This is a genomic window from Gordonia sp. 852002-10350_SCH5691597 (assembly GCF_001665715.1).
GTDB lineage: Bacteria > Actinomycetota > Actinomycetes > Mycobacteriales > Mycobacteriaceae > Gordonia > Gordonia sputi.
In genome coordinates this window covers 1-12,851 of sequence record NZ_LZMO01000124.1, presented here as the reverse complement: position 1 = coordinate 12,851, position 12,851 = coordinate 1, and the positions used below count along the sequence as shown (strand labels likewise).

Annotated in this window: 11 protein-coding genes; 7 read left to right on the top strand and 4 right to left on the bottom strand. The window is 64.6% G+C overall.

Translation table 11 applies throughout. The features are described 5' to 3' along the window. Window positions 1-123: 123 nt before the first annotated feature. Window positions 124-1,590, bottom strand: a complete 1,467-nt coding sequence (locus A5777_RS09520; RefSeq protein ID WP_064862486.1) for a cation:dicarboxylate symporter family transporter — start codon at window positions 1,588-1,590, stop codon at window positions 124-126. Between the two features lie 176 nt (window positions 1,591-1,766). Here A5777_RS09520 and A5777_RS09515 point away from each other — a divergent pair, with 176 nt between their 5' ends. Further along, window positions 1,767-3,332, top strand: a complete 1,566-nt coding sequence (locus tag A5777_RS09515) for a sensor histidine kinase (protein WP_064862485.1) — start codon at window positions 1,767-1,769, stop codon at window positions 3,330-3,332. Then, window positions 3,329-4,021 carry a response regulator gene (locus A5777_RS09510; RefSeq protein WP_064862484.1) on the top strand — a complete coding sequence of 231 codons (693 nt, stop codon included), beginning with the start codon at window positions 3,329-3,331 and terminating at the stop codon, window positions 4,019-4,021. Before A5777_RS09515 ends, A5777_RS09510 begins: the two co-directional genes overlap by 4 nt. 4 nt (window positions 4,022-4,025) lie before the next feature. Here the strand turns inward: A5777_RS09510 and pepN are convergent, their stop codons facing one another. Continuing rightward, window positions 4,026-6,599 (bottom strand): aminopeptidase N, encoded by a 2,574-nt coding sequence (gene pepN, locus A5777_RS09505; protein ID WP_064862481.1) that lies wholly within the window; start codon window positions 6,597-6,599, stop codon window positions 4,026-4,028. A gap of 154 nt (window positions 6,600-6,753) precedes the next feature. Between pepN and A5777_RS09500 the strand changes: the two genes are divergently transcribed. Beyond that, the gene (locus A5777_RS09500) at window positions 6,754-7,362 is read left to right on the top strand and encodes a mycothiol-dependent nitroreductase Rv2466c family protein (protein WP_064862480.1); all 609 of its coding nucleotides are present in this window, start codon (window positions 6,754-6,756) and stop codon (window positions 7,360-7,362) included. A 39-nt stretch (window positions 7,363-7,401) separates the two neighbouring features. Here the strand turns inward: A5777_RS09500 and A5777_RS09495 are convergent, their stop codons facing one another. After that, window positions 7,402-8,457, bottom strand: a complete 1,056-nt coding sequence (locus A5777_RS09495; protein ID WP_197500797.1) for a M48 family metallopeptidase — start codon at window positions 8,455-8,457, stop codon at window positions 7,402-7,404. On the opposite strand from A5777_RS09495, the gene A5777_RS09490 reads away from it, so the two are divergent. Beyond that, window positions 8,431-8,904, top strand: coding sequence for a ribose-5-phosphate isomerase (locus A5777_RS09490; protein ID WP_064862478.1), 474 nt, complete (start codon window positions 8,431-8,433; stop codon window positions 8,902-8,904). The genes A5777_RS09495 and A5777_RS09490 overlap by 27 nt on opposite strands. A 64-nt stretch (window positions 8,905-8,968) precedes the next feature. Further along, window positions 8,969-9,772: an Fpg/Nei family DNA glycosylase gene (locus A5777_RS09485; protein WP_064862477.1), complete on the top strand. Its 804-nt coding sequence runs from the start codon at window positions 8,969-8,971 to the stop codon at window positions 9,770-9,772. Between the two features lie 103 nt (window positions 9,773-9,875). Here the strand turns inward: A5777_RS09485 and A5777_RS25020 are convergent, their stop codons facing one another. After that, entirely contained in the window at window positions 9,876-10,019 is a 144-nt protein-coding gene (locus A5777_RS25020; RefSeq protein WP_168431298.1) for a hypothetical protein, read from the bottom strand. A 225-nt stretch (window positions 10,020-10,244) separates the two neighbouring features. Here A5777_RS25020 and A5777_RS09475 point away from each other — a divergent pair, with 225 nt between their 5' ends. Together A5777_RS09475 and sthA are read left to right on the top strand one after the other, a co-directional pair. Beyond that, window positions 10,245-11,222 carry a PE-PPE domain-containing protein gene (locus A5777_RS09475; protein WP_231895006.1) on the top strand — a complete coding sequence of 326 codons (978 nt, stop codon included), beginning with the start codon at window positions 10,245-10,247 and terminating at the stop codon, window positions 11,220-11,222. 52 nt (window positions 11,223-11,274) lie between these two features. Beyond that, window positions 11,275-12,735 (top strand): Si-specific NAD(P)(+) transhydrogenase, encoded by a 1,461-nt coding sequence (sthA, locus tag A5777_RS09470; protein ID WP_064862482.1) that lies wholly within the window; start codon window positions 11,275-11,277, stop codon window positions 12,733-12,735. Window positions 12,736-12,851: the final 116 nt, after the last annotated feature.

The following is a 12,851-nucleotide window of genomic DNA, read 5'->3' as shown; positions in this document are numbered from 1 at the left end:
GAACACAGTCCTCCTGAAACGACATGATCGCCGCAACCTCTCACCTGAGAGTGTTGCGACGATCATGTGAACCCGCCGTAACTCTCGGGCCATTCTCTTGTGCTGTCGCTGCTGCGTCGGTACCTACTGTGCAACCAGGTCTCTGGTGACCGGTGGCTTCTCTGCGGACACCTTCTCAGCCGGCGCGACGGTGGTCGAGTCCTCATTCTTCGTACCGGGCCGCGCTGGAGAGCTTCCAAGATGGTCGTCGACCATGTCGTTCTCGTCGAACGGTGCGCGGCCGGAGAGGACGTCGTCGACCCGATTCTTGTCGATGGTCCCCGTCCACGATCCGACGAGGATCGTCGCGACGGCGTTGCCCGAGAAGTTGGTGACGGCGCGAGCCTCGGACATGAAGCGGTCGATGCCCACGATCAGTCCGACTCCGTTCAGCATGGCCGGCTGGTGGGCCTGCAGTCCGCCGGCCAGAGTTGCCAGCCCGGCGCCGCTGACGCCTGCGGCGCCCTTCGACGCGATGATCATGAAGACCAGCAGGCTGATCTGCGCTCCGATCGACAGCGGTGCACCCATCGCATCTGCGATGAAGATCGACGCCATCGTCAGGTAGATGGCTGTGCCGTCGAGGTTGAAGGAGTAGCCGGTCGGAACGACCACGCCGACCGTGGACTTCTCGACGCCGAGGTGTTCCATCTTGGCGATCAGGCGGGGTAGCGCCGACTCGGAGGACGAGGTGGCAAAGATCAGCAGGTACTCACGGGCAAGGTAGCGGACGAGTCGGAAGATGGACACGCCTGCGACCGACCGCAGGATCACGCCGAGGACGCCGAACACGAACACCAGGCACGTCAGGTAGAAGGCGATCATCAGGATCAACAGCTGCCCGACCGCGGCCCAGCCGGTCTGCCCGACGACGTTGGCGATCGCGCCGAACGCGCCGATCGGGGCGAGCCACAGAATCATGCTGAGGATCTTGAACACGAGCTTCTGGATGTAGGCGACAGCGGCGAGGATCGGCTCTCCGCTCGAACCCATGGCCTGCAGGGCGAAGCCGACGAGGAGCGCGACGAACAGTGCCTGCAAGACGTTGCCCGAGGTGAGCGCCGACAGGAGCGAATCGGGGATGATCCCCTCGACGAACGCCATCAGTCCGCCGGATTCGTGGGCCTTCTCGGCCAATGCCGAACCCTTGTCCGCGGTCGCCGTGATGTTGAGGCCGTCGCCGGGTTTGATCAGATTTCCGACGACGAGTCCGATCGCGAGTGCGATGGTCGACATCACCAGGAAGTAGACGAAGGCGAGTCCGCCGACCTTGCCGACGGTCGCGGCCTTTCTGACCGAACCGATGCCCAGCACGATGGTGCAGAAGATGACCGGCGCGATCATCATCTTGATGAGACTGACGAACATGGTGCCGAGTACCCCGAGGTCTTTGCCCACACCGGGAGCGATGAGGCCGACCGCCACACCTCCGACGACGGCAATGATGACCGCCACGTACAGCCAGTGCGTCTTGTCACGCTTCTTGGGCGGCGTTGTCGGGATCTCGTCGGTCGCCAACGCGCCGTCTGGGTGTCGTCGTCTCAGATTCATCGTGCTGTCCTTCCTGTGATGCAGGTCGACGTCTTCGAAGCGCACCCGCTGTGAAAGATTGTTGGTCAGCACCGTGATGTGGGTCACCATTGAGTTCATTTCGTTCAGGCGATCACCGTGGTGAACTCGATGGCGATTGCCGTAGGGGCGGTCGCGGAAGAAGGGACGGTGTGGGCATGCCGCGGTGGCGTCCCCGGACACTCGCCGGTCAGGCTGTGGCGTTGCAGCTGGCCGTCGTTGTGGTGATCGTGGTGGCTGCAGCGGCACTCGCCCTGCTCGATGCGCGGCTCGACGGAGTGCGGGCCGCGCGTGAGCAGGTCACCTCCGTAGCGGTGAGCATCGCTGATGCCCCTTCGACGGCCCGCGCGCTGGCCTCTCCCGACCCGACCGCGAGCCTGCAGCCGGTCACCGAGGAGATCCGTTCGGTCACCGGCCTCTCGTTCATCACCATCATGAACACCGACGGTGTGCGCTACACCCATACGAGGCCTGCGCTCATCGGGCAGCGCTATCTGGGATCGACCAGCCAGGCGCTTCGGGGCGAGGTCTACACCGAGACCTACACCGGGACGCTGGGGCCGTCGATTCGTTCGATCGCACCTGTGCGCAACGACCAGGGCGTGATCGTCGGGATGGTTGCCGTCGGGATCACGCAGTCCACGCTCACCGACGAGTGGCTCGATCAACTGCCGTTGATCGCGTCGATCGGGCTGGTGGCCATCGTCGCCGCTCTCGGCGGACTCTGGCTCATCCGACGACGGCTGTTGCGGCTCACCGGTGGTCTGGCCCCGGGAGAACTACGCGTCATGTACGACCATCACGACGCGGTGCTCCATTCCGTCAAGGAGGGACTCGTGGTGATCGACGATGGCGAGATCGCGTTGTGTAACGACGAGGCGCGTCGGTTGTTGGCCGGCGAGAGTGGCGGCGACGTCGGTGAACTCGACGAGATGCCCGAATTCCTGCTCGGCACAGAGCCTCTCACCGACGTGCTGTATGTCGATCAGGGCCGGGTGCTGGTGGTCAATCGAGCTCCGGTGTCGACGAGGCCCGGTTCGACCGTCGTCACGATCCGAGATCGAACCGAATTGTCGGCTGCCATAGGCGAATTGGATTCGCTCTCGCGTTTCGCCGAGGCTCTCCGGTCGCAGGCGCATGAGTCGGCCAATCGGCTGCACACCATGGTCGCGCTCATCGAAACCGGCCACGCGGAACGCGCCGCCGATCTCGCCACCGCCGATCTCGCCCTCTCGCAGCGACTGGTCGATCGCGTCTCGGAGACGATCAGTGACCCCACCCTCAGCGCGCTGCTGCTCGGGAAGTCGGCACAGGCAGCAGAACGAGGAATCTCCATGACGTTGACGGAAGAGTCGGCTCTCGACGCGGTCGATGCCTCCCCGCTGACCACCGACGAGATGATCACCATCGTCGGAAACCTGATCGACAATGCGTTGGACGCCTGCGATCCACATGACCCGTGGGTGGAGGTCACGGTGGCCTCGACCCACGGATCACTACAGATCGTCGTCGCCGACAGCGGTCCGGGGATGACCGACGACGAGTTCCAAAGGGCGTGCCGTAGAGGATATTCGACGAAGTCCGGCGGCGATGAGCAGGGCAGAGGTCTTGGCCTTGCCCTGGTGAGTCACGTCGTCAACCGACATGGCGGCACCGTGCGATCCGAGCACACGTACGGTTCGGTCGTCACTGTCGAGATACCGAGCGGAGAATGGTCGTGGTGATACGCGTGATGATCGTCGACGACGAGCCACTACTCGTGCAAGCGCATCGCGACTACCTCGCCCGGATCGGCGGATTCGAAGTGGTGGCGACGGCGGGCACCGCGCAGGACGCGCACCGTGCGGCTGCCGCGGCTGTGGCGGCAGGTGCGCCTGTCGAACTCGTGCTGCTCGATCTGGGACTGCCCGACGCGAGCGGAATCGACCTCGCGTCCGCTCTGTCCGGGCTGCGGCCCGATCCCGACATCATCGCCATCACGGCGGCGCGCGACCTGCCCACGGTCCGCCGGGCAGTGGCGCACGGCGCGCTGCTCTATCTGCTCAAACCGTTCTCGTACGCGGCTTTCGCCGAGAAGATCGAGCACTACCTGCGCTACCGCGACACCGTTGCGGGCGACGGCGACGCGGTCAGCCAGCGCGACGTCGACCGCGCGCTTGCCGCGTTGCGCACCGCCGACCCGCGTCGCAGCGCACCCAAGGGCATGGCACCGGACACCACCGACGCCGTCGGAAGGGCGGTTCGCGATGCACCCGACGGACTGACCGCATCGGAAGTCGCTGCGCGAGTGGGTAGTTCGCGAGTCACCGCGTGGCGGTATCTGGAGCGGCTCGCCGACGCCGGCACGGTGCGCAGGGTCACCGAGTACGGCGGTGCGGGCCGCCCCCAGATTCGCTACACGTGGACGAGGTGAACTCTCACTCGGCGTCGAAGCCTCGTGCGCGAAGCGAGCGCTCGACACCGGCGCGACCCTCGATGATCAACCGCTTGAGTGCTGCCGGGTGATCGTTGGAGAGGAACTCGTCGGCCTTCGCCAGCGCCTCGGGTGTGATCTCCCACGACGGATACAGGCCGTTGACGACGGTCTGCGCGACCTCGCTCGATCGACGGCTCCAGACCTCCGGAACCGCGGCGAAGTACTTGTCGACGTACTGCGACAACAACTCCGACTGGCCCGGACGGTCGAACCCGGCCACGACGGCTCGCGTGTAGATGTTCGAGAGCGTGTCGTCGTCGATCGCCTGCGACCACGCGTCGGCCTTCGCCTCGGCAAGCGGACGCGCGGCACGCGCGGTGGCGGCCTGCCGTGTACCCGCAGAGGTGTTGTCGCGCTTGGCCTCGGCGTCGATGACGGGTGTATTCGAGGGGTCACTGTCGATGGCTCCCGCAGTCGCCAGCGCGAGCACCAGCTTCCACCGCAGGTCGGTGTCGATGGTCAGACCTGCGAGACCGTGGTCGGCGGGGTCGTCGCCGTCGAGGAGCGCCCGCACCACGGCGATCTGTTGGTCGAACAGTCGTCCCGCGAGCAGGGTGTTGATGAACGCAAGCTGATGGTCGGAACCCGACTCTGCCGCGCGGGCGAGTTCGAGGAGTCGGGAGCTGAAACCCGGCCAGCCGACGGTCGCGGCCCACCCCGGGTCGGCGTACGACTCGATCGCGGTGGTCGCCTGCAGCAGAACACGCTGCACCACACCGATTTCGGTCTCCGCGGCGATGCCGTGCTCGACGAGCGCCACGAAGTCGCGCGCCTTCATCTCGGCCTGACGGGTCATCTCCCAGGCGGCCGACCACACGAGCGTGCGTGGCATCGAGTCGGTGATGTCGCCGATGCGTGCGGTGGCGGTCTCGAGCGATTCGGGGTCGAGGCGCACCGACGCGTACGTGAGGTCGTCGTCGTTGAGCAGAATCAGTTTTCCGCGCGGGACGCCGACGAGATCGGCGACCTCGGTGACCGAGCCCTCGACGTCGAGTTCGACGCTCTGGACGCGTTCGAGAGCGCCGGATGCGTTGTCGTCGTAGATGCCTACGCGCATGCGGTGCACGCGTGTCTCGCCTGCGCCGGGAGCTGCGCCGTCCTGAATGATGGCGAAGCGGGTGAACGCGCCCGAGTCGTCGACCTCGAAGTCGGGGCGGATGACGTTGATGCCGGTGGTCTTGAGCCACTGGCTGCCCCAGTCGGAGAGGTCGCGACCCGACGACTTCTCCAGCGCGGCAAGCAGATCCGAGAACGTCGCATTGCCGAACTTGTGCGCGGTGAAGTAGTCGCGCAGACCCGCGAGGAAGTCGTCGACTCCGACATAGGCGACGAGCTGCTTGAGCACGGATGCGCCCTTGGCATAGGTGATGCCGTCGAAGTTGACCTCGACGGCGGCGATGTCAGGGATGTCGGCGGCAACGGGATGCGTCGAGGGCAACTGATCCTGGCGATAGGCCCACGACTTCTCGACGTTGGCGAACGTCGTCCACGCGCTGGTGTACTCGGTTGCCTCCGACTGGCACAGCACCGATGCGAACGTGGCGAAGGATTCGTTGAGCCACAGGTCGTCCCACCACTTCATGGTGACCAGGTCGCCGAACCACATGTGCGCCATCTCGTGCAGGACGGTCTCGGCGCGTCGCTCGTAGTTGTAGTTGGTCACGCGCGACCGGAAGACGTAATCCTCGAGGAACGTGACGGCGCCCGCGTTCTCCATTGCGCCTGCGTTGAACTCAGGCACGAAGAGCTGGTCGTACTTGCCGAAGGCGTAGGGGATGCCGAAGTGCTTGTGGTAGAAGGAGAATCCCTGCTTGGTCTCGGTGAAGAGACGCTCGGAGTCCATGAACTCCGCGAGGGACGCCCTGCAGTAGATCCCCAGCGGGATCGAACCGTGGTCGTCGGTGTAGGTGTCTGTCCACTCCGCGTACGGCCCCGCGATCAACGCGACGAGGTACGTGCTCATGACCGGGGTTTCGGCGAAGCGGTGCACTCCGCCGTCGATCGACTCGGTCAGCGCGTTCGAGATGACCTTCCAGTCCTCGGGCGCGGTCACGGTGATCGTGTAGGTCGCCTTGAGATCGGGCTGGTCGAAGCAGGCGAACATCCGCTTGGCGTCGGCGGTCTCGAACTGCGAGTAGAGATAGACGGAATCGTCGGTGGGATCGACGAAACGGTGCAGCCCCTCACCGGTGTGTGAGTAGGCGCAGTCGGCGACGACGACGAGCTCGTTGTCCGCGGCGAGATCGGGGAGGGTGAGTCCCACCGATTCGTCGAAGCCGCTGACGTCGAGTTCTTTTCCGTTGAGCGTGGCCGAGATGAGCGTCGGCGCGACGAGGTCGATGAAGGTCTGCGAGCCGGGTGTCGCGGTGAAGGTGACGGTGCTCGTCGAGCGGAAAGTCTTCTCTCCGGGCTTGCCGCTGCCGTCGGTGAGGTCGAGTTCTACGTCGTAGTGGGATACGTCGATGGTGGTGGCACGTTCTCGCGCCTGGTCTCGGGTCAGATTCGGGGCAGTCACAATCGCCAGCTTAGCCGCGTAGCGTCGGCGTGGAATCGTTGCGGACGGTCGTTGGTTGAAAGTGCTGCTGGTGCAAAGACCTGATGGTTCTTCAACGACCTGTTGGGTGTGAACGACCGATACGCGTTGGCCATGTCGAAGGGAATGTGTGCAGATGTCGCAAAAGGATCGTATTGATTTCTGGTTCGACCCACTGTGCCCGTGGTGCTGGATCACCTCGCGGTGGATTCTCGAGGTGGAGAAGGTGCGCGACGTCGACGTGAACTTCCACCTGATGAGTCTCGCCGTCCTCAACGAGGGCCGCGACATCCCCGACGACTACCGCGAAGCGCTCAAGAACGCCTGGCGGCCGGTCCGCGTCATAGCCGCGGCCGTAGCGGTGAAGGGCGACGACATCCTCGCGCCGATCTACACGGCCATGGGCACCCGAATCCACAACCAGGGCAACAAGGATTTCGACGTCGTGATCGCCGAGACGCTCGATGAACTGGGCCTCGATCCCGAGCTCGCGAAGGCAGCGGATTCCACCGAGTACGACGACTGGATTCGCACCAGTCACCACGAGGGCATGGACAAGGTCGGCGACGACGTCGGGACGCCGACCATCCACGTGAACGGCGTCGCGTTCTTCGGCCCGGTCTTGTCCCGGATTCCGCGCGGTGAGACCGCGGGCACCGTCTGGGATGGCGCCGTCGCACTCGCGTCGTACCCGCACTTCTTCGAACTCAAGCGCAGCCGCGACGAGGATCCGCAGTTCGACTGAACCGGCTCTCGTCGCCCGATGCGAGAACCAACCCCGGTCTCAGAACTTGGGCGGAGCCTCGAGCCCGTTCGGCAGCGACCCTGCGGCCACGGCGGCAGGGTGCGGCGGTGGCGTGACGGGGACCGCGTTGCCGCTGCCGACGCCTCGCACGATGGTCTTCGGGCGGAACAGGATCGCGCCGGCGCGCGTGCGATCACGCAGTGCTGCCGCGCGCCACGTGAGAACCGGGTGTGACGCAAGCAGATTCACGAGGAAGATGAAGAAACCCTTCTCGTGTGTTGCCCTGTCGGCCAGTTGGTCGAAGTCGACGGCGCGCAGCATGTACTTGCCCGCCGAGAGCACGCCCATTGCCCGCGGCGCACCGTCGGGCTGCGTGTAGTAGCCGAAGTTGTCGGCCGAGTACTCCTGGGCCCTCGACAGCAGCGAGCCGAGTATGGGGATCTGCATGCCGATGCTCGTCGCGAGTTGTCGCCAGTACGACGTGTGCCCCGCGGCGATATGACCGACCTCGTGGCCGATGATGAATCGCAGCGCCTCGGGATCTCGTGCCCTACCGCCGATCTCGAAGAGGTCGGAGTAGACGACGACGTAGCGTCGGAAACCGTGGCCTGACGCGAACGCGTTGATCTGCCCGTTGCCGAGCACGACGTAGGCGTCGGGCACGTACTCGAGTCCGTAGCGGGCCGCCGCTTCGACGACCATCCGGTATCCCTCGACGAACTGCGTCGGCGTCATCTGAACGCCGTTGGCGCGGGGAGTGGCATAGGTGATGCCTCGGATGAGGAACAGCAGCAATGGCAGCGCGAGTGCCAGCAGCGCGAACTGATTGAACACACCGAACATCACCAGCACCAAGATGGTCACGTAGCCGATCAGCGACAGCAGGATCAGCACGACGAGCGTCGGGATCTCCCACGGATGTAGTCGCGGCTTTGCCGCGTACTTGGCCGGCGTCAGCCACCGTCGGTTGGGGTCGTAGTGGGATGTCGTCGGCGCCGGATCAGCAAGTCCTGGCACATTCGGAATAGGCGATGAGTCGTCCACGGCCTTCAATCTATAGTGGTCGCTATGCGCGTATACGTCGGTGGCGACCATGCCGGATTCGAACTCAAGGCCAAGATCTCTGAACACCTCAAGGCAAACGGGCACGAAGTGATCGATTCCGGCGCTCATGTGTACGACGCACAGGACGACTACCCCGCATTCTGCATCGCCACCGCCCAGAAGACCGTCGACGATCCGGGCAGCCTCGGCATCGTGCTCGGAGGTAGCGGCAATGGCGAGCAGATCGCCGCGAACAAGGTCAAGGGTGCACGGTGTGCGCTCGCCTGGAACGTCGAGATCGCCCAACTCGCCCGCCAGCACAACAACGCCCAGCTCATCGGTATCGGTGGCCGCATGCACACCACCGAGGAGGCGTTGGCGATCGTCGACGCCTTCGTCGACACGCCGTTCTCCGAGGAACCGCGTCATCAGCGTCGAATCGACATCCTCAGCGAATACGAGGAGACCGGCGTCGCGCCGGCGCTGCCCGAGTCCTGATCGTCGAGAACCCTCGCTGACACCGATGACCGGCAGACGGCGATGACTTGTCGCAGATGGCGCCGTGCCTGAAGGCCATACCCTGCACCGCATCGCGCGGCGCCAACGAAAACTATTCGACGGTCAGCGCGTCGCGGTCAGTTCGCCACAGGGTCGGTTCGCCGAGGGAGCCAGCGTCGTCGACGGAATGGTCTTCGCCGACGCTCAAGCGTGGGGCAAGCACCTCGTTCAGCGCTACCGAGATGGTCGACGTGACCAACTACTGCACGTTCACCTCGGGCTCTACGGCGCGTTCACCGAGTTGGCTGTCCCGATGGGCGAGCCGGTTGGGCAGGTGCGGATGCGGATCGTCGGGGAGTCGACGGGTGTCGACCTCCGTGGCCCAACCGCGTGCGAGCTGTACACGCCCGAAGACCTCGACGCACTAGTCGCGCGGCTCGGCCCCGACCCGCTACGGTCCGACGCCGACCCGTCGCGGGCGTTCGCGGCCATCGCGCGGTCGCGTCGACCGATCGGCGCGCTCCTGATGGATCAAAAGGTCATCGCGGGAGTGGGCAACGTGTATCGCGCAGAAGTGTTGTTCCGCAACGGAATCGACCCGATGAGGCCGGGTACGTCGATCACCGCTGACGAGTTCGATGCCCTCTGGAGCGACTTGGTCGCGCTGATGGAGGTCGGGGTCCGCCGCGGGCGAATCCATGTGGTACGTCCCGAGGACGATCACGGTGCACCGTCGTACGCCACCAAGCGCCCGCGCACCTACGTGTACCGGCGCGCGGGAGAGAAGTGCAGGATCTGCGGAACGCCGATCGCGCACAGCGAACTGGAAGGTCGAAACCTGTTCTGGTGTCCGGTCTGTCAGTCGTGATCGGCTGCTCGGCAGTGACGTGAGACATAACGGATGTCGGGCAGAAGGGACGCGCGACAGGACGGAGCCCGCAGTCAGTGACTACGGGCTCGAGATGTGTGACTCAGTGAGTGCGCTGCTCGGCGCGCTGCGCCATGATCAACAGTTCGTCGCGCTGGGAATCGGCGGCTACCCGGTTGATCCGGTCGTAGAGCCTGCGACGGTCAGAGGAATTGTGGAGCTGTGCACGGAATCGTGCGAAAGACATCGGAATTGCTGCTTTCTTCGTATCGGGCGTCTTGTTCGGTGGTGCAGTCAGATGTTCGACCGTCGAGATTGGTCGCTTCACGAACTGCCCTATCCAGTGTTCGCGTTAATTCTGTGTAAATCAACCTGATCTGACGTGATCTGCGCGACTCTGACCTGCGGCCTCACAGAGAAAGTTCAGTGTCGTTGGGCGCTGTTCTCATCGGCGGCGCCGACCATGGAACCCATGGAGTACACAGATCTTCGGCAGGCGGCAGACGCACGTGATCTGATCGGCTATGACGTAACGGCCCCGGCGTTTACGGGCGATCGCATCACGGTCCTCGCGGTCGGGGGAACCGGTGAGTCGTACCAAGGGGATTCGCGAACAGCGGTTACCGGGATGCTCGCCGCCGTCACCGATGATCTCGACGCCCGTTTCATGTCCCGGTGGGTGGGCTACCCGGCGAGCTACGGGCCTGCGAACGGTCGAGACGGCATGAGTTACGCAGACAGTGTGGCCGAGGGTGTCCTGGCGCTCCGCCACCAGCTGGCGCAGTCCAGCGGAGTCGTGATGGTCGTCGGGTATTCGCAGGGCGCCGTCGTCGTCCGCCGTTGTGTGCACGAACTGCAACTCGACGGTGATCCGGCACTGAATCGTGTTCTGGGGCTTGGTTTCGTCGCCGATCCGCACCAACCGCCCGGCGTGGTCACCGGTTGTTCCGGATGGGGCGTCGCGGGGGAGGGGCCGCGGTTGCCGGATCAGATTCCCGCGTGGTGGGTCGGTGCACCTACCGACATGATCTGCAACGCAGAACCGGATTCGCTGATCCGCGACATCGCCGATCTGACGCCAACGCTTGAGTTCCGTCGACCGGTCCGATGGATTCTCGACATGCTCGCGATCCTGCGGGACAACGCTTTTCAGAATGCCGCGCGTACATCACTTCGACCGACCCAGTGGAGCCGGGACGTTCGCCGCGTTCGCGCCGCATGGCGTGCGGTGCGTCGATACCTCCCAGCTCTCATCGTGTGGCACAGCCTTGTGATCACCAACCGCGACGGTGGCAGGCACACCGCGTACAGCCGGGAGCCGTATCGGCGCCTCGTCACAGATCCTGAGACGACGGGCTGCCAGGAGTTGGCCCGGTGGTTACAGGTCGGTGCAACCTTTGCCCCGGTCTGCGTCTCGAGTCGTGCGAACCCCGTCGCTGAGCGACACTGATCACAGACCCGCGACGGGTCGTCAGGCGTCAAACGAGCGAAAGACGGACCCCGTGGATCATTTCGACATCGTTGTCATCGGTTCTGGACCGGCTGGGCAGAAAGCGGCCATCGCTGCCGCGAAGCTTGGTAAGCGGGCAGCAATTGTGGAGCGGCGCAACATGGTTGGTGGCGTCTGCATCAACACTGGCACGATTCCGTCAAAGACGCTTCGTGAGGCGGTCCTGTATTTGACCGGCCTCAACCAACGCGAAATGTACGGCGAATCGTATCGATTGAAATCGGATATAACGGTCACTGATCTTTCGGCCCGCACCATGCACGTCGTCGGAAAGGAAATCGACGTCATTCAGAGTCAGCTCGCCCGCAATGGTGTGACCATGCTGCTCGGTAGTGCGTACTTCACGAGTCCCAACGAAATAGCGATCGAGGACGCAACAGGCGATCTCAAACGGGTGAGCGCCGACAAATTCGTGATCGCCGTCGGCACGCGTCCGGCGCGCCCACCCTCGGTGGATTTCGACGGCACCACCGTCGTCGACTCCGATCAGATCCTGGCGCTCGACCGGGTTCCGCGATCGATGGTCGTCGTCGGGGCGGGAGTGATCGGCATCGAGTACGCGTCGATGTTCGCGGCACTGGGCACCAAGGTGACCGTGATCGAGCAACGGCCCACGATGCTCGACTTCTGCGACCGCGAGATCGTCGAAGCGCTGCAGTACCAACTGCGCGAGCGGGGCGTGACATTTCGATTCGGTGAGCAGGTACAAACCGTCGAGACCCATCCGTCGGGGACGCTGACGATTCTCGCGTCCGGCAAGAAGATTCCCGCCGACACCGTGCTCTACTCCGCCGGGCGCCAAGGTGTCTCCGACGAGTTGCGGGTCGAGGCGGCGGGCCTGACCGCGGACAAACGAGGCAGGCTCACCGTCGACTCCGACTTCCGTACCGAGGCCGACCACATCTACGCCGTCGGCGACATCATCGGGTTCCCGGCCCTGGCCGCGACGTCGATGGAGCAGGGGAGGCGCGCGACGTATCACGCTTTCGACGAGCCCGTCGGTGCCACGGACGACAACCTGCAGCCCATTGGCATCTACGCCATCCCGGAGATCAGCTACGTCGGTCAGACCGAGGATCAACTGACCGCTGCGAATGTGCCGTTCGAGGTCGGCGTCGCGCGGTATCGCGAACTCGCCCGAGGCGCCATCATGGGCGACTCCTACGGGCTCCTCAAGTTGCTCGTGCACGCCGAGGAACGGACGCTTCTCGGCGTGCACGCGTTCGGTAGCAATGCGGCCGAACTCGTCCACATCGGCCAGACGGTGATGGGCCTCGGCGGAAAGATCGACTACCTCGTCGACGCCGTCTTCAACTATCCGACCCTGGCCGAGGGTTACAAGGTGGCCGCGCTCGACGCGTCGAACAAGATGCGGGCCATTGCGCAGGTGCGAGCCGAGGGTAATCGGATGGGCCTCGACGTCGGGACGGTCGACGCGGGAACCCTCGTCTGAACTCCAGACGACACGAAACAGGCTCGAGACCACACGAGAGAGGCTCCCGGTCGTGGACCCGCGGCCCCGCCAGGGGGGGGTCTTAGATGTGGGCCAAGCTAGTGTGCTCGGCAAAG

What these genes read in the sequence shown, in the direction of transcription:
- A5777_RS09520 (WP_064862486.1), bottom strand. Translation starts at nt 1,590, where the DNA reads ATGAATCTGAGACGACGACACCCAGACGGCGCGTTGGCGACCGACGAG.
- A5777_RS09515 (WP_064862485.1), top strand. Translation starts at nt 1,767, where the DNA reads ATGCCGCGGTGGCGTCCCCGGACACTCGCCGGTCAGGCTGTGGCGTTG.
- A5777_RS09500 (WP_064862480.1), top strand. Translation starts at nt 6,754, where the DNA reads ATGTCGCAAAAGGATCGTATTGATTTCTGGTTCGACCCACTGTGCCCG.
- A5777_RS09490 (WP_064862478.1), top strand. Translation starts at nt 8,431, where the DNA reads ATGCGCGTATACGTCGGTGGCGACCATGCCGGATTCGAACTCAAGGCC.
- A5777_RS09495 (WP_197500797.1), bottom strand. Translation starts at nt 8,457, where the DNA reads ATGGTCGCCACCGACGTATACGCGCATAGCGACCACTATAGATTGAAG.
- A5777_RS25020 (WP_168431298.1), bottom strand. Translation starts at nt 10,019, where the DNA reads ATGTCTTTCGCACGATTCCGTGCACAGCTCCACAATTCCTCTGACCGT.
- A5777_RS09475 (WP_231895006.1), top strand. Translation starts at nt 10,245, where the DNA reads ATGGAGTACACAGATCTTCGGCAGGCGGCAGACGCACGTGATCTGATC.